This is a genomic window from Bacillota bacterium, from assembly GCA_040757205.1.
In the GTDB taxonomy this organism is placed as follows: Bacteria; Bacillota; Desulfotomaculia; order Desulfotomaculales; family Desulforudaceae; genus Desulforudis.
In genome coordinates, this window is the sequence record JBFLXL010000017.1 from 1 (window position 1) to 22,656 (window position 22,656).

At 61.4% G+C, this 22,656-nt stretch carries 18 protein-coding genes and 3 tRNA genes; 19 read left to right on the forward strand and 2 right to left on the reverse strand.

From position 1 onward, the window contains the following. The first annotated feature begins 224 nt into the window (after positions 1-224). The 5 genes from AB1402_09700 to AB1402_09720 all read left to right on the forward strand — a co-directional run bounded on the left by AB1402_09700 (position 225) and on the right by AB1402_09720 (position 3,670). Positions 225-301: transfer RNA gene (locus AB1402_09700), tRNA-His, on the forward strand. An 8-nt stretch (positions 302-309) separates the two neighbouring features. Further along, a tRNA-Gln gene (locus AB1402_09705) sits at positions 310-385 on the forward strand. Positions 386-430: 45 nt separating this feature from the next. Continuing rightward, positions 431-506 (forward strand) — tRNA-Lys (locus AB1402_09710). A 197-nt stretch (positions 507-703) separates the two neighbouring features. Then, a complete protein-coding gene (locus AB1402_09715; protein ID MEW6541867.1) occupies positions 704-2,791 on the forward strand; it encodes a BTAD domain-containing putative transcriptional regulator in 2,088 nt (695 codons plus the stop codon). 537 nt (positions 2,792-3,328) lie between these two features. Then, positions 3,329-3,670, forward strand: coding sequence for a hypothetical protein (locus tag AB1402_09720; protein ID MEW6541868.1), 342 nt, complete (start codon positions 3,329-3,331; stop codon positions 3,668-3,670). On the opposite strand, the gene AB1402_09725 is transcribed toward AB1402_09720, so the two are convergent. Beyond that, positions 3,657-4,508, reverse strand: a complete 852-nt coding sequence (locus AB1402_09725) for a tRNA (adenine-N1)-methyltransferase (protein MEW6541869.1) — start codon at positions 4,506-4,508, stop codon at positions 3,657-3,659. The genes AB1402_09720 and AB1402_09725 overlap by 14 nt on opposite strands. 248 nt (positions 4,509-4,756) lie before the next feature. Here AB1402_09725 and tig point away from each other — a divergent pair, with 248 nt between their 5' ends. The 6 genes from tig (at position 4,757) to AB1402_09755 (ending at position 13,116) form a co-directional block, all read left to right on the forward strand. Then, positions 4,757-6,073, forward strand: coding sequence for a trigger factor (gene tig / locus AB1402_09730; protein MEW6541870.1), 1,317 nt, complete (start codon positions 4,757-4,759; stop codon positions 6,071-6,073). A gap of 67 nt (positions 6,074-6,140) precedes the next feature. Further along, entirely contained in the window at positions 6,141-6,737 is a 597-nt protein-coding gene (gene clpP / locus AB1402_09735; GenBank protein MEW6541871.1) for an ATP-dependent Clp endopeptidase proteolytic subunit ClpP, read from the forward strand. Between the two features lie 15 nt (positions 6,738-6,752). Then, complete coding sequence (gene clpX, locus AB1402_09740) at positions 6,753-8,006, forward strand: ATP-dependent Clp protease ATP-binding subunit ClpX (protein MEW6541872.1); 1,254 nt, start codon at positions 6,753-6,755, stop codon at positions 8,004-8,006. Between the two features lie 185 nt (positions 8,007-8,191). Further along, complete coding sequence (lonB, locus tag AB1402_09745) at positions 8,192-9,883, forward strand: ATP-dependent protease LonB (GenBank protein MEW6541873.1); 1,692 nt, start codon at positions 8,192-8,194, stop codon at positions 9,881-9,883. Between the two features lie 357 nt (positions 9,884-10,240). Beyond that, positions 10,241-12,634, forward strand: coding sequence for an endopeptidase La (gene lon / locus AB1402_09750; protein ID MEW6541874.1), 2,394 nt, complete (start codon positions 10,241-10,243; stop codon positions 12,632-12,634). A gap of 143 nt (positions 12,635-12,777) precedes the next feature. Beyond that, positions 12,778-13,116 carry a hypothetical protein gene (locus AB1402_09755; protein ID MEW6541875.1) on the forward strand — a complete coding sequence of 113 codons (339 nt, stop codon included), beginning with the start codon at positions 12,778-12,780 and terminating at the stop codon, positions 13,114-13,116. Positions 13,117-13,177: 61 nt separating this feature from the next. Here AB1402_09755 and AB1402_09760 read toward each other — a convergent pair whose 3' ends face one another. Then, positions 13,178-14,176 carry a hypothetical protein gene (locus AB1402_09760; GenBank protein MEW6541876.1) on the reverse strand — a complete coding sequence of 333 codons (999 nt, stop codon included), beginning with the start codon at positions 14,174-14,176 and terminating at the stop codon, positions 13,178-13,180. A 172-nt stretch (positions 14,177-14,348) separates the two neighbouring features. Here AB1402_09760 and AB1402_09765 point away from each other — a divergent pair, with 172 nt between their 5' ends. The 8 genes from AB1402_09765 to mreB form a co-directional block, all read left to right on the forward strand. Beyond that, the gene (locus tag AB1402_09765) at positions 14,349-17,009 is read left to right on the forward strand and encodes a valine--tRNA ligase (protein MEW6541877.1); all 2,661 of its coding nucleotides are present in this window, start codon (positions 14,349-14,351) and stop codon (positions 17,007-17,009) included. Between the two features lie 167 nt (positions 17,010-17,176). After that, positions 17,177-18,451 carry a Mur ligase family protein gene (locus AB1402_09770; GenBank protein MEW6541878.1) on the forward strand — a complete coding sequence of 425 codons (1,275 nt, stop codon included), beginning with the start codon at positions 17,177-17,179 and terminating at the stop codon, positions 18,449-18,451. 272 nt (positions 18,452-18,723) lie between these two features. Next, entirely contained in the window at positions 18,724-19,719 is a 996-nt protein-coding gene (locus AB1402_09775; GenBank protein ID MEW6541879.1) for a sodium:calcium antiporter, read from the forward strand. A gap of 258 nt (positions 19,720-19,977) precedes the next feature. After that, positions 19,978-20,445, forward strand: coding sequence for a RidA family protein (locus tag AB1402_09780; GenBank protein MEW6541880.1), 468 nt, complete (start codon positions 19,978-19,980; stop codon positions 20,443-20,445). 72 nt (positions 20,446-20,517) lie between these two features. Next, positions 20,518-20,763, forward strand: coding sequence for a DUF4321 domain-containing protein (locus AB1402_09785; GenBank protein ID MEW6541881.1), 246 nt, complete (start codon positions 20,518-20,520; stop codon positions 20,761-20,763). A gap of 5 nt (positions 20,764-20,768) precedes the next feature. Continuing rightward, positions 20,769-21,380 (forward strand): Maf family protein, encoded by a 612-nt coding sequence (locus AB1402_09790; GenBank protein MEW6541882.1) that lies wholly within the window; start codon positions 20,769-20,771, stop codon positions 21,378-21,380. A 6-nt stretch (positions 21,381-21,386) separates the two neighbouring features. Further along, positions 21,387-22,079: a DNA repair protein RadC gene (gene radC, locus AB1402_09795; GenBank protein ID MEW6541883.1), complete on the forward strand. Its 693-nt coding sequence runs from the start codon at positions 21,387-21,389 to the stop codon at positions 22,077-22,079. Positions 22,080-22,104: 25 nt separating this feature from the next. After that, on the forward strand, positions 22,105-22,656 hold a 552-nt coding region (mreB, locus tag AB1402_09800; protein ID MEW6541884.1), incomplete at its 3' end, for a rod shape-determining protein MreB.

Here is a 22,656-nt window from a genome sequence, read left to right on the forward strand (position 1 = left end):
GTGTATACTTGGAGCACGGTTTCAGGGGGTGACATTTTCTCAGGCCACTTTAACGATCTTAAGGGGTGACATTTTCTCAGGCCAAATTAGCGTGTTCTAAGGTGACATTTTCACTGGCCGTTGACATCGGCCTGGAGACCGCCAGAATCGCCTGCCCCGCAATTGACGATCATAGGGCGATTTGCTATACTAAAGCTTGCGGATTGAGAGAGTAACTGATTGTGGTGGGCGTAGCTCAGTCGGTCAGAGCGCCAGACTGTGGATCTGGAGGCCGTGGGTTCGAAACCCATCGCCCACCCCAGATGATATTGGGGCGTAGCCAAACTGGTAAGGCAGCGGACTTTGGATCCGCCATTCGTTGGTTCGAATCCAGCCGCCCCAGCCAATTCAAGAAGTGGACGATGCGATGAGCATCACACTTGTTCCGTGTGAGCCATTAGCTCAGATGGTAGAGCACCTGACTTTTAATCAGGGTGTCGCTGGTTCGAGTCCAGCATGGCTCACCAATAAGAAAGCTGGAGGTCTCCGAAGCGATTCGGAGACCTTTTCGTTTTGGAAGTGCGAAGTACAGCGGGGCCTGGACTGGAAGAGAGTGTACGGGAATAGAGCACGGACCCGCAGGAGCAATACTGTACAAGGGAAGATACTTGTGCTATGCTTTGTGAAAGTGAGCGCAATACTATGCTAGTGAGTTGACTGGGGAGTGCTCCAGGTTTATCTCTTGGGACGGTTTCATCTGCTCGCCCCCCACGGTGAGGTTGTGCTGCCCACGGTCAAGGTGCGGCTTTTGGCCGCGTATCTTTTCTGGCGGCAGGGTGAGTGGCTTCGTCGGGATGAGTTGCGCGGTATGCTTTGGGGCGAAGCTGACGAGGCACACGCCTCCGGCAGTCTGCGCACGGCTTTAAAGTGCTTGCGGCAAGCATTGAGGAGCGGGGGGCTGCCTGACGGTGTTGTGGAAACACAGCAGACTATGCTGCGGGTTGTTACCGGACCAGGCTACTGGGTCGACGTCAGGGCTTTTGAGGAAAAGGCGCGCCTTGGATTACGGGAGTCGGCGGAGACCGGTTCCCTGATGACGGCGGCTTCTCTCTACCACGGGGACTTCTTGGAAGGCCTGGATGGGGACTGGTGCCTGGCCGAACGCAGGCGTTTGGCGGACCTGCATCTCGCGGTATTGCGAGCGCTGGTGGACCGATTGACGGCCTCGGGTTTGAATCAAGCCGCTTACTCGTATGCCCGCCGTTGGCTCGCTGTGGACCCGCTGGACGAAGTTGCCCACCAGGCACTGATGCGCTTCTATGCCGCTATGGGTCAGCCGGCTCGGGTGGTTGAGCAGTATGAATACTGCCGCCAGGTGTTGAAGGTCGAACTGGGCATTGTCCCCAGTGAAACGACCGAGCGGGTATTCCAGGAGGTGGGGCTGAGTGCGGCCAGGAAGAAAAGAAGCCGCGTCAGAAGGAACATAACTCGGCGGGAGCCGGGCAGTGAGTCCTTGGACCGTTTCTCGAAAGAACCGCTCCTAAACGCCCGCATGCTGCTTTACTATGGTCAGGCGGTGGCCGCTCAGGGTGACAGCGTCGGGGGTAAGGCCGCCCTGGTGAAGGCTTTTGAGATCTACCGCAAGTACGGGAGTGACGCCGAGCAGTCGAAAGCCCGCCTGGTCCTTGGCCAGACCCTGCTCTGGCTCTCAACGCCACTGACGTCGCAGGCGGACGAGGCGCTGCAATATATTGGGCCGGCTTTGGCCTACTACCGTATTTTTGGCCCTCTTGCCGAACTGGGGCGTTCGCTGGCCCTTGCTGCGGAAGCGAGCTGGCTGTGCCGGCGGAACAACGAAGCCATTGCCCTGGCCCAGGAGGGGTTGGCGGTTATTGCGGATTTGAAAGACCCTGAACTAGAGGCTCACTTGGTGCTGATTTTGGGGCTCGGCCTTAGACAGGGCGGCCGCCTGGGAGAGGCGCGCGTGATTTTTGAAAGGGCGGTCCGCGCCCTACCGTCGCTCTCAAATCCTCGGGATGTGCTCTGGTTCCTGCTCCAGCGCGGGGTGCTCTCCTGTCTGACCGGAGAACTCAGTTCGGCTGAGCGTTTTCTCCGTGAAGTGGTAACTCTCAGTCAGTTGGTTCCTTCCCCTTGGCCCAAGGTCAAAGTGGCCGAAGCGATGGCCCGGTCGCTCCTGATCATCGTTCTCCATTACCAGGACCGGTATCTGGAACTGCCCAATCTCGTGCCGCCGCCGGAGGTTAGGGAATACAACCCGGAACCGTTGTCCTATCTCAACTCTCTTTTTCTGTTGCCGGCGAATCGCAAGTCCATTCTCAAGGACCTGGAAGGCTGGTTGCGGTCAAGTCTCTACAACCTGCCTCCGCCGATGAGCACCTACACCATTCGGGTCGTCGTGGAGCAGATGTTGGTGGCCGGTATGGACCGTGAGGCAGCGCGGTGGGCCACGCTGGGAGTGCGGTTTGCTCGTTCCCGGGACTGGACCGGCTGCGCGGCCCTGTTCTATTGCCACCGGGCTGTGGCCCTCACCCGCCAGGGCCAGGTGGAACGGGCCGAGCGCTGCCGCCGGTGGGCCGAGGAGGCCGCCGACGAGGCTGACTACTGGGTTCCGCCTTGGCTGGCGCGTGCGGACGGACTGATCGCCAGGGCCCGGGGTGATGCGGCGGCGGCCAAAAAACACCTGGCCCGGAGCCGGCAGCTTTTTCTGAGTATCGGTGACCGCTACGACGCCCGGCACGTAAAATCCGAAATGAATGCCAACATGATATCAGCAAAAACGGCGGAGGCTTAAGCCGCCTTAACGAGATACCGGTAACAGATGCCCGGCTGGTTTGTCAGCCGGGCGATTGTTTTTGTCCGTTGATTTCACGCTCTCTTCACGCCCGACCTTGTAATCTTAGAGCACAAACTTATTCACTAGAGACTGGCGGGGTGAGATCGGCAGCAGGCCGGCTGACGGTTGCGGATCGTTATCGGCAGTCATCCTTTGAAAGGAGGTAATCACAATGGATCTCATCAAGAAGAACTTTTTCTACATTCTCCCGGTGGTGCTGATCGGTTTCTTGGCTTACCTGTTCTTCTCTTTCAAGGGCACAATGTAATCGGCAACTGCGTTTTGACTTCAACCATTCGGCCGCCAAGGCCCTCCATATATTTTGGAGGGCTTAATTTTATGGTGGTTGCCTGCTGAGTCTGGGTATGATTCATTGTAGCAGAAAAGGAGTTGTCATCAATGCGGCGAATATAGTGAGCGATGGCATGAATAGCCAACTGACGGACCGTTCAGGGTGAAGGCACTACTACCAGCCAGGAAGGAAGGATGCAGGGAATGGACAGGCATGATTTGACGTATCTCATTGATCGGCTTCGGGTTTGGATGCAGGGCGACGGCTATCACAGCGTGGACTCTTTTCCAGTTCAGGGCTATGCGCCCGACCTGATCGGCCTCAACGCCGAGGGGCGCTATGCGAACGGAGAAGCCAAAACCGCGGACAAGTTTGATGCCGAGCGTACCAGGAACAAGTTAAAGGCTTTCGGAACCGCCAAAGATAAGGACGGAGCCTGGATTCCGTTGTACATTGCCGTACCCAAAGGCTATGAGGCGGCGATGCAGAAAACCATCGACGGCCTGCTGGCCCAAACCGGGCACGTCAGGATCAAGGGTTTTTAGGAAAATCACCATTCGCACCTTCCGGGCCGGTGGACTGGTCATCAATAAGGGTTTCGCCGTCGGGCCGGATGATTTTTCGGGCGATGGTAAGAAAGCCGGTGTGGCCGACCATCCGGTGGTTGGGCCGCACGCTTTTGTCCCGGATGTGCCAGTCGCGGACCAGTATCTCAACCGTCTGCACCAGCCCGAATCGTTTGCTGCTGCGCAGAGCGCCGGTGAAGCTTTCGGCCTGCCTGATCGTCGGCACATAGGCGATGACCATGCCACCCGGTTTCAGGGCCAGGGCGGACTGCTCCACAGCCTGCCAGGGCTCGGGTACGTCCAGGATAACACTGTCCACGTCCCGTTCGGCGATGTTCTCATATACGTCTCCCAGCTTCAATTCCGTGTTCGCCGCACCGTCACCCATGAACTGGCGCAGGTTTGCGGCGGCGAAGTCCAGCATATCCTGCCGGACGTCGTAACCCCATACGAAGCCGGAAGCGCCCACCTGGACGGCCAGAGCCAGCAGCAGTGCCCCGCTGCCCACCCCGCCCGCAACCACTCTGCCGCCCGGGCGAACGTCGGCCCAGAGAAGGATGTGTGCCGTATCCTTGGGATAGATGATTCCGCTCTTGCGCGGCATGGTCATGGTGTAGTCGACCAGAGTAGGCCGGAAGGCGAACAACTCCTTGCCCTTGGTGGTAAGGAACGCTGTCCCGGGCATGCTGCCGATGACGTCCGCGTGAGGCACAAATCCCCGGTGGGTCTGCAGTTTTCCCTGCTGGTGCAGCCGCTGCACAAAGCTCCGTTCTTGGTGGTCCAGGAAAATGACCAGTTCTCCTTCACGAAAATCCAATGCCATAATACACCCCTTGGGGGATAGAATGATGCCCCAAAGCACTCCTTCGCCACGAGTCAACAATTTCCTTGCTTGCCTTTCGGGAAACCGGCGTGCTATAATATGTTCTGCCTACCAGGGTTAGGGAGTTCCCCCTGGTGTTTTGCTTTATGTAAACTTTACACCCGAAAGAGTTATATTTAATATTGGAAGAATCCGAGCCGGAAAACAGGCATCGGAATTTTTTGAGGAGGCATTCCATTAGGATGAAAGCATCGGCTGAGAAAATTGAAAAAAACAGGGTGGAACTGGCGGTGGAAGTTGAGCCGGAGCGGCTTGATGAGGTCTTAAACCAGGCTTACCGCAAGCTGGTGCGCAAAGCGAACATTCCCGGCTTTCGGCCCGGAAAGGCCCCGCGGCCGGTCTTTGAGCGTTTCTACGGCAAGAAATCCCTGTATGAAGAAGCCATGGAACAGTTGATCCCCAAGGCTTACCTGGAGGCGGTCTCGGACACCGGTATCCAGCCGGTTTCTCAACCGGAGGTTGACGTGGTCCAACTGGAGGAGGGCAAACCGGTCATTCTCAAGATTCAGGTGGATGTCAAGCCCGAAGTGGTGCTGGCGGAGTACAGGAATCTTAGGGTGGAAAAACGAGTGGCCGCGGTATCGGACAACGAGGTCGACGAAGAACTTGAAAAGCTCCGTAACCGCTATGCCAGGCTGGTGACGGTTGAAGCGGGCACGGTGGAGATGGGGGACATCATCACCATCGACTACGAGGGCGCCATCGACGGGGAGCCTTTCGAGGGCGGCTCCGCCACCGACCGGTCCGTGGAGGTGGGCAAAGGCTTCGTAGCGAAGGATTTCGACGCTCATCTGGTGGGAATGGCGGCCGGGGAGACCCGTCAGGTTCCCCTTTCCATCCCGGAGGACTTTCCCAATAAGGAAACGGCCGGAAAGAAAGCGCTGATCACGGTTACGGTCAAAGAGGTCAAGCGTAAGGAGTTGGCGGACTTGGACGACGAGTTCGCCAAGGACGTGAGCGAGCACGACACCTTGGAGGCCCTGCGGGCGGACACCAGAAACAAACTCGAGGAGGCCGCGCAGAAAAAAGCCGAGTACGATATGCGCAGCGCTTTGGTTTCCACGGTGGTGGCCGGCGCGGAAGTGGATGTTCCGGCGAGCATGGTTGACGTCCGGGCGGAGAGCCTGCTGGAAGAAGCCCTGCGGCCGGTGTTCGAACAAGCCATGACTAAAGAGGACTTCTTTAAACTGGTCGGCAAGGCTGAAGAGTCGATGCTGGACGACTTGAGGCCGCAGGCCGAGGAATCCCTTAAGAAAGAGCTGGTCATTGACCGCATTGCCGAAGTTGAGGGTCTGGAAGCCAGTGAGGAAGAGGTGGATGCCGAACTGGCCAAGATGGCTGGGTTTTACCGGTTGGAGGTGGACCGGCTGAGGGAAATCCTGGAAGAGCGTAACGATCTGGAGTCCATCCGGGCGGCGATCAGGCGCGACAAAGCGGTCGACCTTTTGCTGGCCGGTGCCGAAATTGTGGGACCGGAGTCGACAGGGGCCGAAAAATAAGGCGAAAACTTCCCCTTGTTAAATCACCAGCCTTTCGATTAACATATGTTGTGTGGGAGGTAGACCGATGAGTACGTTGGTGCCGATCGTGGTCGAGCAGACCGCCCGCGGGGAAAGGGCGTACGACATCTATTCGCGTCTTTTGAAGGACCGGATCATCTTTATCGGGGGGCCCATAGAAGACCACGTGGCGAACCTGATCATCGCCCAGCTTCTTTTCCTGGAGGCCGAGGACCCGGACAAGGACATCCATCTGTACGTCAACTCTCCAGGGGGCCTCGTGACTTCCGGGATGGCTGTCTATGACACCATGCAGTACATCCGGCCCGACGTATCCACCATCTGTCTGGGCCAGGCGGCCAGTTTCGGGGCTTTCCTGCTGGCGGCGGGCACTCCCGGCAAGCGGTTTGCACTGCCTTTCGCCCGGATCATGATGCATCAGCCGCTGGGTGGAGTGCAGGGTCAGGCTACCGAGATCGACATCCACGCCCGGGAGATACTGCGCACCAAGCGGGTGCTGAATGAACTGCTGGCCAAACACACCGGGCAGCCCGTCGAAAAGATAGAACGGGATACCGAACGTGACTTTTTCATGTCTCCGGAACAGGCTCGGGAATATGGTATAATTGATGAAGTGATCACGGTGCGCAAGAAGGCCAAGTAGAAGAGGTGTGGGACGATGTTTAACGAAAAGGGCCAGTTGAAATGTTCGTTTTGCGGCAAGCTGCAGGATCAGGTCAAAAAGCTGGTGGCCGGCCCCGGGGTATACATTTGCGACGAGTGCATTGAGCTGTGCAACGAGATCATCGAGGAGGAACTGAGCGAGGACCTGGGGTTGGAGCTGCGCGATATCCCGAAGCCGCGCGAGATCAAGGACTACCTGGACCAATACGTGATCGGCCAGGAGTATTCCAAGAAGATCCTTTCCGTGGCCGTGTACAACCATTACAAGCGGATAAATCTGGGTGGCAAGCTTGAGGACGTGGAGCTGCAAAAGAGCAACATCGTTATGCTCGGGCCGACCGGTTCCGGCAAGACCTTGCTGGCGCAGACGCTGGCGCGGTTTTTGAATGTTCCCTTTGCCATCGCCGACGCCACTTCACTGACCGAGGCCGGGTACGTGGGCGAGGATGTGGAGAACATCCTTTTGAAGCTCATTCAGGCCGCCGACTACGATGTGGAGAAGGCGGAGAAGGGCATTGTCTATATCGACGAGGTCGACAAGATCGCCCGCAAGTCGGAAAACCCCTCCATAACCAGGGACGTTTCCGGCGAGGGCGTGCAACAGGCCCTGCTGAAGATCCTGGAGGGCACGGTGGCCAGCGTGCCGCCGCAGGGCGGGCGCAAGCACCCGCACCAGGAGTTCATCCAGCTGGATACCACCAACATCCTGTTTATCTGCGGGGGGGCCTTCGAGGGGATCGACAAGATCATCCAGAGCCGGGTGGCGAAAAAGACCATGGGGTTCGGGGCCGAACTGACGCTCAAACGGGACCGCAAGCTGGGTGACATCTTACGGAACATCCTGCCCCAGGACCTCTTGAAGTACGGCCTGATCCCCGAGTTTGTCGGGCGCCTGCCGGTCATCGTGACGCTTGACCCACTCAGCCAGGAGGACCTGGTCCGGATCCTGGTCGAGCCGCGCAACGCCCTGGTTAAGCAGTACGAAAAGCTCTTCGACATCGACGGGGTCGCCCTGGAATTCCAGGAAGAGGCGCTCCAGGCCGTCGCCGAGGAAGCCATCCGGCGCAACACCGGAGCCCGGGGATTAAGGGCGATTCTGGAGGAAATCATGCTGAATGTAATGTATGACATTCCGTCCCGGGGAGACGTCGCCAAATGCACCATCGCGAAGGAGACGGTCGTGAACCGGGAGAACCCGCTGATCATCACCGTGGAACGAAGCAAGAAGAAAAAGGAAAGCGCTCTGTAACAGTCACAAAACACCGGCCGAGAAAAAGGAAAGCGCTCTGTAGAGCCGCAAAACACCGGCCGCCCTGATGAGGGGCGGCCTTTTTGTTTTGGCGGTCAAGGAAAAAAATTCTGCTTTTAGTGACTATAAATGTCTCCCTTAAACCATACTAGAGCTATCAAAAGCCGGAACAGGGGAGGCAGATCGTGGGCGAATTCGGACCGGGATTTTCCAGTGTGATTTTGCTGCTGCAAGTGTTCTTCGGCGTGGTTATCGGCCTTTATTTCTGGAATCTCCTCAAAGCGCAACAAGGCTCAAAGGTCGCCGTGGAGAGGGGCTCCCGCAGCGAAATTGAGAAACTCCGGAAGTTGCGCTCTATTTCCCTGACCGAGCCGCTGGCTGAGAAGACCCGCCCGGCCTGCTTCAGCGAAATCGTAGGGCAGGAGGAAGGGCTGAAAGCATTGAGGGCGGCGCTGTGCGGCCCCAATCCGCAACATGTTATTGTGTACGGCCCGCCGGGAATCGGCAAGACGGCGGCCGCCCGCCTGGTGCTGGAGGAGGCCCGCAGGAACGCCCATTCTCCGTTCGGCGAGGAAGCCCGTTTTATCGAAATCGACGCCACGACCGCCCGCTTTGACGAGCGCGGCATTGCCGACCCGCTGATCGGGTCGGTCCACGACCCCATCTATCAGGGTGCGGGTCCGCTGGGCATGGCCGGTGTGCCCCAGCCTAAACCGGGGGCCGTAACCAGGGCGCACGGCGGGATTCTGTTCATTGACGAAATCGGTGAGTTGCACCCGGTCCAGATGAACAAGCTTTTGAAGGTGCTCGAGGACCGCAAGGTAATCCTGGAGAGTTCCTACTACAATCCGGACGACACCCAGGTGCCGCAACACATTCACGACATCTTTCAGAACGGCCTCCCCGCGGATTTCCGCCTGGTGGGGGCCACCACCCGCATGCCGGAGAACATTTCACCGGCCCTGCGCTCGCGCTGCCTGGAGATTTTCTTCCGTCCGCTGGTGCCGGAACAGGTGGGGCGGATTGCGGCCAATGCCGGGTCCCGGATCGGGTTCCCTCTGGAGGCGCCGGTGTTGAAGGTGATCACCAAATACGCCACCAACGGCCGGGAGGCGGTCAACATTGTCCAGCTGGCGGCCGGACTGGTGCTGGCCGAAGCCCGGGAACGCATTTCGGTGGCGGACGTGGAATGGGTGGTTCACAGCGGTCAGTACGCGCCGCGCCCCGAGCGGAGCATCCCGGAAAAGCCGGCGGTCGGCCGGGTGAACGGGCTGGCGGTGTACGGCCCGAACGCGGGGATGATGCTGGAGATCGAGGCCACGGCGACGCCGGTCAAGAGGGGCACCGGGAAGCTCATCATCACCGGGCTGGTGGACGAAGAGGAACTGAATGGCGGGGGGAGGGTGATCCGCCGCAAGAGCCTGGCCAAGAGCGCGGTGGAAAACGTGCTCACCGCCCTGAAACCGGTGGTCCAATTCAATCCGGAGGACTATTGCCTCCATATCAATTTCCCGGGCGGGATGCCGGTGGACGGCCCTTCCGCCGGGGTGGCGGTGGCGACGGCCATCTGCTCGGCCGTGTACCGGGTGCCCGTCTCGAACGAAGTGGCCATGACCGGGGAAGTGTCCATCCGGGGCCTGGTGAAACCGGTGGGCGGGGTGGTGGCGAAGATTGAAGCGGCGGCCAAGGCCGGCGCGAAACGGGTGTTCATCCCCGCGGAGAACTTCCAGGAACTCTATCGCACCTACGGAGAGACTGAAGTGGTCCCGGTGGCCCACCTGAGTGAAGTATTGGCCGGGGCCCTGATACAGCCCCTGGAGGCGGCGGCCGGCGGCGGGTTCACCGACCGGATCGGGTCAATTCCCGCCGGGCTCTAGCGTGTGCCGGAGCATCGTCTCCGGCCGGTCTGTCCGCCGCAAGGAGTGAACCGGCCCGCTTCAGGCGGCGCCGAAATCCGCCCCGTTCGCGCAGGCACGCTTAAACAGCCGCTCTACTTGCATCCCTTCAGACGGAGAGTCCCCATGGCCGGCATTCGACACGCCCCTCCGGGGGCTTTTTTGCTGTTGGACGTTGTCCTTGTCCATCTGCTATACTGTCATGTGTCCCGCCCCCGGGGCTTTACAAGGATTGCTATTAGCGGGGCACTCGCGGGGTGTGTTAATATATAATAGTCTAAATGACTAGTTATATCGCTGGTATGTAGTAGCAGTAGTTCAGGACAAGGAGGTGCGCCTTTGGATTCGGTCAGAAGGGTATTACCCCTGCTCCCGCTGCGTGGGATCCTGGTTTTCCCATATATGGTGATTCATCTTGACGTCGGCCGTGATAAATCGGTCAAGGCCATAGAGGAGGCCATGATCCAGGAACGGCATATTTTTTTGGCCACGCAGAAAGAAGCGCAAACCGATGACCCGGGCGTAGACGATATTTACGAGGTGGGTACGGTCGCCGAGGTAAAGCAATTGCTCAAGCTGCCCGGCGGCACCATCCGGGTGCTGGTCGAAGGCATCGGCCGGGCCAAGATCGTAAAATTCGCCGCCGCCGATCCGTATTTTTTGGTGGAAGTCGACCAATACCTGGAACAGTTCCAGAAGACGGCGGAGCTGGAGGCGCTTATGCGTCACCTGGTGTACCAGTTTGAGCAGTATGTCAAACTGTCCAAACGCATTCCGCCGGAAACGGTCGTTTCTGTGGTCAACATCGAGGATCCCGGCCGGTTGAGCGATATCGTGGTGTCTCACCTGCCCCTGCGGATTGAGGACAAACAGAGTGTGCTCGAATCGGTCAGGATTGCGGACCGGTTGGAGAATCTTTGCGCTTTGCTGGCCAAGGAACTGGAGATCGTGGAGTTGGAACGGCGGATCAACGTGCGGGTCCGGAAGCAGATGGAGAAGACGCAGAAGGAATACTACCTGCGCGAGCAGATGAAGGCCATTCAGCGCGAACTGGGCGAAAAAGACGAGCGGGTGGCGGAAGGCGAGGAATACCGCGAGAAGATTGCCGAGGCCAAGCTCCCCAAGGAAGTCGAGGAGAAAGCGCTCAAGGAAGTCGAACGCCTGGAGAAGATGCCGCCGATGGCCGCCGAGGCCACGGTGGTGCGCAACTATCTGGACTGGCTGCTGGCTCTGCCGTGGACCAAGGGCACCCGGGACCGGCTGGACATCAACAGTGCCCAGCACATCCTGGACGAGGACCACTACGGGCTCGACAAAGTGAAGGACCGGATCATCGAGTACCTGGCCATCCGCAAACTGGCTAAGAAGATGAAGGGGCCGATCCTGTGCTTCGTGGGTCCGCCGGGTGTCGGCAAGACCTCCCTGGGCAAATCCATCGCCCGGGCACTGGAGCGCAAGTTCGTGCGGATCTCGCTGGGCGGGGTGCGCGACGAGGCTGAGATTCGCGGGCACCGGCGCACCTATGTGGGCGCCCTGCCGGGCCGGATCATTCAGGGCATGCGGACCGCCGGTTCCAAGAACCCGGTCTTCCTGCTCGATGAGGTCGACAAGATGAGCGTGGACTTTCGGGGCGACCCGTCGGCGGCGCTTCTGGAGGTGCTCGATCCCGAGCAGAACAACGCGTTTTCCGACCACTATGTTGAGGTGCCGTTTGATTTGTCGAACGTGATGTTCATTACGACGGCCAACCTGGCGTACAACATACCGAGGCCGCTGATGGACCGGATGGAGGTCATCTACATCTCCGGTTACACGGAGGAAGAGAAGGTGCAGATCGCGGTCCGGCACCTGATTCCGAAGCAGCTTAAGGAACACGGACTGGACCGCGGCAACCTGACCATTTCGGAAGGGGCCGTCCGGAGACTGATCCGCGAGTATACCCGCGAATCCGGAGTCCGGAACCTGGAGCGCCAAATCGCCACCTTGTGCCGCAAGACGGCCAAGGAAATCGTGGCGAAAAAGGCCAAGCAAATCCGGGTGACCAAGCGGAACACCGAGCAGTTCTTGGGGATTCCCCGGTTTCGCTACGGGGTGGCCGAAAAGAACGACGAAATCGGAGTCGGTACCGGTCTGGCCTGGACCGAGGTCGGCGGTGACACCTTGTCGATCGAAGTTACCGTTTGCAGGGGCAAGGGCGGCCTGACCCTGACCGGAAAGCTGGGAGACGTGATGCGGGAGTCGGCTCAGGCCGGATACAGCTATGTGCGCAGCCGGGCGGAGCAGTTGCAGATTGACGGGCAGTTCCATGAAAAGACGGACATCCACATCCATATTCCCGAAGGGGCTACCCCCAAGGACGGTCCGTCAGCCGGCATCACCATCGCCACGGCCTTGGCTTCCGCATTGACCGGCCGGCTGGTTCGTCACGATGTGGCGATGACGGGTGAGATTACCCTGCGCGGCCGGGTACTCCCGGTCGGAGGGCTCAAGGAGAAGGTCTTGGCCGCCCACCGGGCGGGGATCAAGACCGTGATCCTGCCGCTGGAGAACAAGAAGGACCTGGAGGACATTCCGGCCAACGTAAGATCGAAGCTGGAGTTCAAACTGGTCGAGCATATGGATGAAGTGCTGGAAACAGCGCTTTGCTCCGATGGCTTGGCGACCCAAACCCGGCTGCCGGATTCGACCCAGCCGGAGCTCAGTTACCAGACCATAGTGCAGAATGTTCCTTAACTGGCTGGATGGGGCGCCGCGTTTTAACAAAAAAGGATGAAACCAAGCAGGAATGGTTGAAGCAGAGGGCGAACATACCTACACGCTCTCTTTCTTCAATCTGGAAGAATACCGCAAGACTCTGGCGTGAGGAAGTGATTGGAATGGCACTGGGCGACCTTATTGACGAGTTCAACGAGGTCAAGGGCGGTGCGGTTTGGGAGACTAAGAAGCGGTCACTTTTCGACCAGAACATTAGGGAAGTCGTTCTCGTTGACAAGATCGTCGGCAGTTCCCACTTCCGAATCCTGCGTAACGAGAGCTTCGAGTTTGTTTTCGAGCATGCCGGACCTTTTGGAAAACGGGTACTCAGGGTGGACCTGCATCAGGTCGACCACCACGACGGTATTAGAATTGTGCTGGGATGGAGCCCGGAGGAAACAGTGATGAAGGTTTCGGATACCACCCTCGACCCGCGGGCCATCATTGTCAGCGTTTCTTGACCGCGCCGCTCACACTGCGCGCCACCGGAAGCCCCCCCGACGGAAAGCGAGGGGGGCTTTTTCACTGCGGGGGCGGCGGGACTGTGCCTTCTTCCACCGCTTCACGGGCGAACGAAGGAACAACGGCCTGGTGAAAAGGCACGGCCTGCGGCAACTCCCCGGACTGGATCAACCAGTCCTGGAAATTCTGGTAGCCGTCTTCCTCCACCAGCGGGTTTGCCGGCCAGAGATCGAGCGCCTTGTTCCGGGCGATAACCCGTTTAAGCGTTTCAAGGTCGAGGTAGGGAAAGAAAGGCGCGGCGACTACGGCGATTTCCGCGGGGCTTTTTTGCGCGATCCACTCCTGGGCCTGAAAGACGGCTATGCAGTAACCGAGGGCGATGTCGGGGTGGGTCTGCAGAAATTCGGGTGTGGCCGCCGAGACCCGGGACGGAACCTTGCCGGCCTCCGCAAGTGAAGCCAGGACGAAGCCGGTTTCGGCCTTCTCCAGAATGGCGGCCATCGGGTCGGTCAGGATGATGTAGCTCCCCGTCCCGGCCAGAAAGGTGCCCACCCGCAAGTGTACCGGCAGATGCTGGATGACGGTCACGTGGGTCTGGGGAACGAGTTCCAGGCGCCGCAGGATTGCCTCCAGCGCCGCCTCCCCTACGGCGTTGGGCGGATCGCCGATCACGGTGTATTGCTTGAGGTTCTCCCACTGGAAGTCTGGTTTGGCTTCCCGGCCGAGCAGGAAGTTTGGGTCTTTTCCGGTCAGAGCGGCGAAGGCCACCGGCCCGTCGACCATCAGCCGGTCCAGGGGAACGAGGTAGAGGTCGGATTTCTCCTGGGCGGGGTCCACCACCCCGCGGGGGGCGGTGGTCAGGTTTAAGTGCAGGCCGTTGTCCTCAAAGTAGCCCAGGGCCGCCGCCACGTAGTGGGGCAGGTAGGCGATCTCGCGCGCCGTTTCCCGCACTGAGAGCCGGTGCACCTCCGGTTCCCGGGGGTGGGTGAGGAACCAGGCCGCCGCCGCTCCGGCAGCCAGGATGGTGACCACGGCGGCGGCCAGGAGTATTTTGCGCAAGGGTGCTCCTCCGTTTCGGGCCAAGCTGATGTTAATGCATACGGGGTGTGGAAAGGAAATATTACGCGTCTTGGTTGTGGAAGAGGCGCGGTTGCCGGAAAAGGCGCGGTTGTTGACACCCCGGGGGAAACTAAATAAGATTTACTGAGAGAAACTGGAGAGGAAACGGAATATGGGATACAAGAGCCTTCCTTCGGTATACGATCCACATCAGGTTGAACAACGGCACTACCGGCACTGGGAAGAAGAGGGTTACTTCCGCCCGGTTCCGGGCGCGGGCCGTGAAACTTATTCCATTGTTATGCCGCCCCCGAACGTAACCGGGGAGTTGCACATGGGTCACGCCCTGAACAACACGCTGCAGGACGTTTTGACTCGCTGGCGCCGGATGCAGGGTTTCGACACCCTGTGGCTGCCCGGCACCGACCACGCCGGGATCGCCACCCAGGTGCGGGTGGAGGCCCAGTTGGACCAGGAGGGGCTGACCAAGCACGACTTGGGGCGGGAGAAGTTCTTAGAGCGCGTGTGGGACTGGAAGGCGAATTACGGCCACCGCATCACCACGCAGTTGCGCCGGCTTGGCGCGTCCTGCGACTGGTCGCGGGAACGCTTTACCATGGACGAAGGCTGTTCGGCAGCCGTGCGGGAGGTCTTCCTACAGCTCTACGAAGAGGGCCTCATCTACCGGGACCATTACATCGTCAACTGGTGCCCCCGGTGCGCCACCACCATCTCGGACATCGAGGTGGAACACCTGGACACGCCTTCTCACCTCTATCATGTCCGCTACCCCTTGGCGGACGGGAGCGGCCGCGTGACCGTGGCCACCACCCGCCCGGAGACCATGCTGGGTGACACCGCGGTGGCGGTGCACCCGGACGACGAGCGCTACCGGCACCTGGTGGGACGCACGGTGGTGCTGCCGCTGGTGGGGCGTGAGATCCCCGTGATCGCCGACCGCTACGTGGACCCGGCCTTCGGCACCGGGGCGCTGAAAATCACCCCGGCCCACGACCCCAACGACTTTGAAATCGGTAAGCAGCACGGCCTGCCCCAGGTGCAGGTCATCGACGCCGCAGGGCGTATGTCCGCGCAGGCCGAGCCCTACGCGGGGCTCGACCGCATGGAGTGTCGCCGGCGGGTGCTGAAAGAACTGGAGCGCCAGGACTTGCTGGCTCGGGTGGAAGACCTGGACCACGCCGTGGGGCACTGTTACCGGTGCCAGACCATGGTGGAGCCCATGCTTTCGCTGCAGTGGTTTGTGCGCATGCAGCCGCTGGCGGCGCCGGCCGTCGCCACGGTGCGGGACGGGCGGGTGCGCATCGTCCCGGAGCGCTTTGCGAAGATCTACATAAACTGGCTTGAAAACGTGCGGGACTGGTGCATTTCCCGGCAACTGTGGTGGGGGCACCGCATCCCGGTCTGGTACTGCCGGGAATGTCAAGAGGTGATCGCCGCCCGGACCGAACCGGCGGCCTGCTCCCGGTGCGGCCACGCGGCGCTGGAGCAGGACCCCGACGTGCTGGACACCTGGTTCTCGTCGGCGCTGTGGCCCTTTTCCACGTTGGGGTGGCCGGAGCCCACCGCGGACCTGGCGCGTTATTACCCGACCTCGGTGCTGGTCACGGCGCGGGACATCATCTTCTTCTGGGTGGCCCGGATGATGTTCAGCGGCCTCAAGTTCATGGACGAAAAACCGTTCCGCGACGTGTTCATCCACGGCTTGGTGCTGGACGCGCTGGGGCGGAAGATGAGCAAAAGCTTGGGCAACGGGGTGGACCCGATCGAGGTCATCGAAAAGTACGGTGCGGACAGCCTGCGGTTCATGCTGATCACCGGTCATACCGCGGGCAACGACCTGCGTTTTCACTTTGAGAAGCTGGAGGGCGCCCGCAACTTCGCCAACAAGCTCTGGAACGCGTCCCGGTTCGTGCTCATGAACCTGGACGCCCGGCAGGCCGGGAACGGGCCTCGGGCCAAGCCCGGACGCGACGCCCCGCCAGAGCTGGCGGACCGCTGGGTGCAAAGTCGCTTTGCGCGCACCCGGGACCGGGTGACCGAGGGACTGGCGGCGTACGACCCCGGCGAGGCGGCGCGGGCGCTGTACGAGTTTGTCTGGGACGAGTTTTGCGACTGGTATATCGAACTGGTCAAGCGGCGGCTCTACCAGGGAACGGACGCGGAACGGGCCGCGGCGCAGGATGTACTGGTCCGGGTCTTGCGGTCCACCCTGGAACTCTTGCACCCGTTCATGCCGTTCATTACTGAGGAGTTGTGGCAGCACTTGCCCCACGAGGGCGAAACGATTATGCGGGCCGCTTGGCCGGTTGCGGAGCCTGGACTTGTCGACCCGGATGCGGAACGCGACATGGGTTGCATCGTTGAAGCCACGCGGGCGGTGCGGCATTTGCGCAGTGAAATGAACGTGCCCCCGAGCGCCCGGGCCCAAGCGGTGTTGGTGGTTCCCGACGGGTCCGTGCACGCCGTTTTAAAGCGGTGGCGGGAATACATCGAAAACCTGGCCAACGTGCGGGTCGAGGTCGTGGAGACGCTGGACACCAGGCCGGAGGCGGCGGCGCACGCGGTGGTGCGGGGGATGGAGGTCTTCGTGCCGCTGGCCGGGCTGATCGACATCGACCGGGAGGCCGGGCGCCTGGCCCGGGAACTGCAACAGGTTGAAACGGACTTCGCGCGGGTGGAGGGGAAACTGGGCAATCCGGCCTTTCTGGAAAAAGCGCCGCCTGAGGTGGTGGAAAAGGAACGGACCAAACGGGCCGAGTTGGCCGAAAAGCGTGCGGCTCTGGCGGCCCGGCTGGCCTTGCTCCGCCCCTGAAAAAGGGGGACAGTCCCCTATTTTGCCTTCTTTGACTTTCTCGCAACTTGGCCTGAACGGGATTGACACATCTGCGCAAAAGGGAATTATCCGTAAAGGCAATGCCGGCGTGGCCGGATGGACAGACAGAGGCGCCTCGGGCGTCTCTTTGGGGTGGCGGGGAAAAGGTGTACTTTGAAGAGGCCCTGGACGCTCTACGCGGGCTGGCGGCGACCGGGGTGAACTTCGGCCTGGAACGGGTGCGGGAACTCCTGGCCATGCTGGGTGATCCTCATGGCGATCTTTTGGCGGCCCACATCGGGGGGACCAACGGCAAGGGCTCGACGGCCGCGATGCTGACCTCTATGGCCCGGGCCGCCGGCCTCAAGGTGGGCACTTTCACTTCACCCCACCTTTCGAGCTACACGGAGCGCTTTTTGATTGACGGCTGCCCGGTGGCGAAAGAGCGCCTGGCCGGGCTGATTGCCCGTCATTGGGACCTGCTGGCGCCGGCGGCCCGCCGGCTCCGGCCCACGGAGTTTGAACTGCATACCGTCCTGGCTCTGCAACTCTTCAGGGAGGAGCGCGTTGGTCTGGCGGTGCTGGAGGTGGGTCTCGGGGGGCGGCTGGACGCCACGAACGTGGTTGTTCCCGCCGTGGCCGTAATCACCAACGTTGCCCTTGACCACCAAGACTATCTCGGCGAAACGCTCGCTGAAATCGCCCGGGAAAAGGCCGGGGTCGTCAAGCCCGGAGTGCCGCTGGTGACCGCGGCTGAAGGCGAGGCGCTGGAGGTGATCGCCAGCGCCTGCCGGGAGTCGGGCGCACCGCTGATCCGGGTGGGCGCCGACGTGAGTTCACGACCGGCGAACACTGGCGAAAAACAGGTGCTGGACATCTCGGGCCGGCGGGCCGTCTACCGAGGATTGGCGCTGCCGCTCGCCGGGCGGCATCAGCAGGTGAACGCGGCCTGCGCGGTGGCTGCTGCTGAAGTGGTCGGGGAACTTGTTCCTTCCCTGGGTCCCGGGGCAATTCGCGAAGGGCTGGCGGCGGTGCGCTGGCCCGGCCGCTTCGAGGTGCTGGACGGTCGGCCGACGGTGGTGCTGGATGCCGCCCACAACCCCGCCGCCGCCGGTGCGTTGCGGGACACACTGGCCGCACGCTTTCCGGGCCGGGATATCGTCATGGTCTTAGGGGTGTTGGGGGACAAGGACCGGGCGGGTATCGCCGCCGCGCTGGCCCCCGCGGCCCTGGCCGTGGTGGTCACCAGGCCTCCTTCGGAGCGGGCCGTGGATTGGGAGCGGGTGTCGGTGGAGGCTGCCAGGCATTGCGCACACGTGGAAACCGAGCCGGACTGCCTTGCGGCCCTCGGTCGCGCCCGAGCCATTGCCGGAGCGGGAGGAGTGGTGGTCGTCACCGGGTCGGTCTATCTCATCGGCGCCCTCCGGTCGGCCGTTACGTAGCGGCCGTTTTCCGGCCCCCGTCGCCAGCAGTCCCAAGAGCCAATTCCAACGGCTTTAGCCGCGTAAAAACCCAATTAGCGATCCCCTCTTCCAAAAACGGCTTTCCAGCCGGATACCGGTGGCGACTGACCACTGACCACCATAACGGCTTGTTTACTGTGGCCGTCATTGCCGGGCTGCGCCAGGGTCCGCCTCCGCCCGGTGATTTTCCCGCGGGCATGCTCATACAGATTAAGCGATGCTTGCCGAGGCCTGCGGGAGGGGTTGGGGGTTTGGTTTACCTGTACCTGGTGGCCGCTCTGGTGGTGATCCTGTTGGGGGCGCGGTTTTTCACCAACGGGGTGGAGTGGCTGGGCTTGAAGCTGGGACTGGCCAGAGGGGCGGTGGGCAGCGTACTGGCCGCGATCGGCACCGCCCTGCCGGAGACGATGATCCCAGTGGTGGCCATCCTGATGGGTCACAGCCAGGCCGCCGATGAGGTCGGCATCGGGGCGATCCTGGGGGCGCCCTTCATGCTGGCCACCGCGGGTTTCTGCCTGGCCGGGACGAGTGCCGTGGTTTTGAGGCGCCGCCGCGGCTCGGCGCGCGTGCGTCCCCACCCCGACCTTTTGCGCCGAGACCTGGGGTTTTTTCTGGCCGCCTACGCGCTGGCCATCACCGCCGCCTTCCTGCCCCCGGCCGTCAGGCCGGTCGTGGTGGTGATCCTGATTTTGACCTACGTGGTTTTTCTGGTGCGGGCCGTTACCCAGGGCGAGCGCTGCGGAACGGGGGACGACACCGGTCCGCTCTTGGTGGCCCCACGCGCCGCCGACCCGCACCTGGTGTTGATCCTGGGTCAAGTTTGCTTCGCCTTTCTGCTGATTCTCGGGGGGGCCAAGGTCTTTGTGCAGGGGATCGGTTTCCTGGCGCACCATTTCGGCATGGCCCCGCTCTTGTTTGCGCTGCTGGTAGCTCCCATCGCCACCGAGATGCCGGAACTTTTCAACAGCCTGATCTGGATGAAAGAGAAGAAGGACACCCTGGCCATGGGAAACATTACCGGGGCCATGGTTTTTCAGAGTACGCTGGTACCTGCCATCGGCATCTACTTCACCGACTGGCGGTTGACCACGGCGGCCCTCACCAGTGCGGTGCTCGCCCTGACGGCGTCCTGGCTGGTTTTTCTCTACGCCCGCCGGGCCGGGCACCTGGATGGTTGGTTCCTCGCCGCCCTCGGTGGCTCGCTCTACCTCTTCTTCGTGGTGATGGTGGTGCGGGGCGGGTTCTAGAGGGGCGCCCAACGGACGCGCCCGCTACCGGAAGACGAGCCAGTCCGCCGGAGTTCTTTTCGCCGCTTGCCCGCCAGCAAGCGGCTTTTCCGGCGCAGGCGAGGTATACTTAGAGGGGACGCGGCAAACACCCAAGGAGGACAGGGCGCCAAATCCCATCTGCCGCCCAAGGCGGACAAGCGATTGTCATGCGGAAGAAAGATGTCCAAGTCGGCAGGGCGCCAAATCCCATCTGCCGCCCAAGGAGGTTTTAAGCGGATGTCAGCGGAAGAAAGATGCCGGACCCTGGGACTGACCATCCCCGAGCCCCCGCCGCCCGTGGCCGCCTATGTGCCGGGAGTGCGAGCGGGGCAACTGGTTTTCACTTCGGGGCAACTTCCCGTAACCGGGGGGGAAGTCGTTTTCCGGGGACGCATCGGTGCCGATTTGTCCCCGGCGGATGGGTACGAGGCGGCCCGGCTTTGTGCGCTTAACTGCCTGGGGGTCATCCGGAGCGTGGCCGGCAGCCTGGACCTGGTGGAGCAGGTGATTTGGCTCACCGGCTACGTGCGCAGCGCCCCTGGTTTCGAGGGGCAGCCCGGAGTGGTGAACGGCGCTTCGGAGTTGGTGCTGGCGGTCTTTGGAGAGGCCGGGCGTCACGCCCGGGCCGCGCTGGGGGTGGCCGAGCTGCCGCTCGGCGCGGCGGTGGAACTGACAATGGTCGTCAGGTTGCGGGACGAACTGTAGGGGGTCTGCTCGGCGGTAAAGCTTGTCACGATTTGCCGGGAATGCTACACTGAGGTTTATGGGGGGAATTTCATGGCGAGAGGCAGGAACCCGTGGATCCTGGTCGTGTTGATGATCCTTGGTGGTTTGGCGGGTAGCGTGGTGGGCCGGATTCTGAGCCCGACGTTCCCCTTTTTGGACAATATGCTGACCGCCGGATTAGCCCCCGGGGTTTTGGATCTGCGGTTTATGACGGTCACCTTCGGGTTTTCCCTGTCGATCGGGCCACTTACCCTCCTCGGTTTTCTATTGGGGTATCTGGTCTACCGGAATACTTGAGGCTTATGTTCCGGATTGTCCTGGCTTCGGCCTCCCCCCGGCGGCGGGCACTGCTGCAAAGCCTCGGCTTGGAGTTCGAGGTGCTTCCCGCCGGGGTTGATGAGGTCTTTACCGGGCCGGATCCGGCGAACGTGGCGGAAAGCCTGGCCGAACACAAGGCCCGGGCGGTGGCCTGCCGGGTTGGCGACGGTTTGGTCCTTGGGGCCGACACCGTAGTGTTCCAGCGGGGGCGGTTCTTCGGAAAGCCGGACGGACCGGAGGAAGCCGCCGCGATGTTGACCGTCTTGCAGGGCGACACCCACGAAGTGCTCACCGGGGTGAGCTTGATCCGGATGCCGGACGGGCACGCAGTCACCGGTCACGAACGGACGCGCGTCCACTTCCGGGCGATGACCCGGCAAGAAATCGAATGGTACGCGGCCACCGGGGAACCGCTGGACAAGGCCGGAGCCTACGCGATCCAGGGACTGGGCGGTCTTTTCGTGCGGGGCATCGAGGGCTGCTGGTTCAACGTGGTCGGTCTGCCCCTGCCGCTTTTGAGGGGGCTTTTCCACCGGCAGGGGTTGGACCTTTTGAGCCTGGTTGGTGTGAATTGGAGTCCCTCCGGACGGAGGTAGAGCCTCTTGGCTGTCGAATACCACCTAACGATAAAGAAGATGGCCGCGGAGCTTCGTCCGCGTGAACGGCTGGCGGCGCACGGTGTGCAGTCCCTTTCGGACGCCGAGCTCCTGGCAATCCTGCTCCGGAGCGGAACGGTCACCGCCACGGCGATCGACCTGGCCAACCAGATATTAAGCCGCTTCGGCGGCCTGCGGGGGCTGACGGAGGCCGGGATCGAGGAGTTGCAGGCCGTCAAGGGCGTCGGCCCGGCGAAATCGGCCGAGGTCCGGGCGGCCTTTGAACTGGGCCGGCGGGCCGCCTGTCGCCCCGGGGAGTGGCAGCCGACCGTGCGCACCCCCGAAGAGGCGGCCGGGCTGGTGATGGAAGAGATGCGGTACTTTGACCGGGAGCACTTCTGGGCGCTGGTCCTGAATACCAAGAACCGGGTTTTGGCAGTGGAGAAGATCTCGATCGGCACCCTGAACTCTTCCAGCGTCCACCCGCGGGAGTTGTTTAAAAACGCGATTCGGCGCAGCGCCGCCGCAGTGATCCTGATTCACAATCATCCGAGCGGCGATCCGACCCCGAGCCCGCAGGACGTCGAACTGACGCAGCGGCTTTTCGAGGCCGGGGAAATAGTCGGGATTCGGGTCCTAGATCACATCGTCATCGGAGATAATAAGTTCACCAGTCTGAAATTGGAAGGGCTTTTCTAGCGAGAACGGGTGAAAGGGGTAGGTCATGGCGATTGCATTTCTTTCCAGGGATATGGGTATCGACCTGGGTACCGCGAACACCCTGGTGTATGTAAAAGGAAAGGGCATTGTAATGCGCGAGCCGTCCGTGGTGGCCATCGAAAAAGACAGCGGGCGGATTCTGGCCGTGGGCGAAGAGGCCAAGCAGATGATCGGGCGCACCCCGGGGAACATCGTGGCCATCCGCCCGATGAAGGACGGCGTGATCGCCGATTTTGACACCACCGAGAGCATGATCAAGTACTTCATCAACAAAGCCCTGCGCGGAAGAACTTTTCTGGTCCGGCCGCGGGTGGTGATCGGCGTTCCGTCCGGTGTCACCGCGGTGGAGGAGCGGGCGGTCAGGGAGGCGGCGCTGGCGGCCGGCGCCCGGGAGTGTTACCTCATCGAGGAGCCGATGGCGGCCGCCATCGGGGCCGGTTTGCCGGTGCACGAACCGACCGGCACGATGATTGTCGACGTGGGTGGGGGAACGACGGAGGTGGCGGTGATCTCCCTGGGGGGAATTGTTACCAGCCGTTCGATCCGGGTGGCCGGT

What these genes read in the sequence shown, in the direction of transcription:
- AB1402_09765 (MEW6541877.1), top strand. Translation starts at nt 14,349, where the DNA reads ATGGGATACAAGAGCCTTCCTTCGGTATACGATCCACATCAGGTTGAA.
- AB1402_09780 (MEW6541880.1), top strand. Translation starts at nt 19,978, where the DNA reads ATGTCAGCGGAAGAAAGATGCCGGACCCTGGGACTGACCATCCCCGAG.
- AB1402_09755 (MEW6541875.1), top strand. Translation starts at nt 12,778, where the DNA reads ATGGCACTGGGCGACCTTATTGACGAGTTCAACGAGGTCAAGGGCGGT.
- tig (MEW6541870.1), top strand. Translation starts at nt 4,757, where the DNA reads ATGAAAGCATCGGCTGAGAAAATTGAAAAAAACAGGGTGGAACTGGCG.
- clpX (MEW6541872.1), top strand. Translation starts at nt 6,753, where the DNA reads ATGTTTAACGAAAAGGGCCAGTTGAAATGTTCGTTTTGCGGCAAGCTG.
- clpP (MEW6541871.1), top strand. Translation starts at nt 6,141, where the DNA reads ATGAGTACGTTGGTGCCGATCGTGGTCGAGCAGACCGCCCGCGGGGAA.
- AB1402_09790 (MEW6541882.1), top strand. Translation starts at nt 20,769, where the DNA reads ATGTTCCGGATTGTCCTGGCTTCGGCCTCCCCCCGGCGGCGGGCACTG.
- AB1402_09720 (MEW6541868.1), top strand. Translation starts at nt 3,329, where the DNA reads ATGGACAGGCATGATTTGACGTATCTCATTGATCGGCTTCGGGTTTGG.
- AB1402_09785 (MEW6541881.1), top strand. Translation starts at nt 20,518, where the DNA reads ATGGCGAGAGGCAGGAACCCGTGGATCCTGGTCGTGTTGATGATCCTT.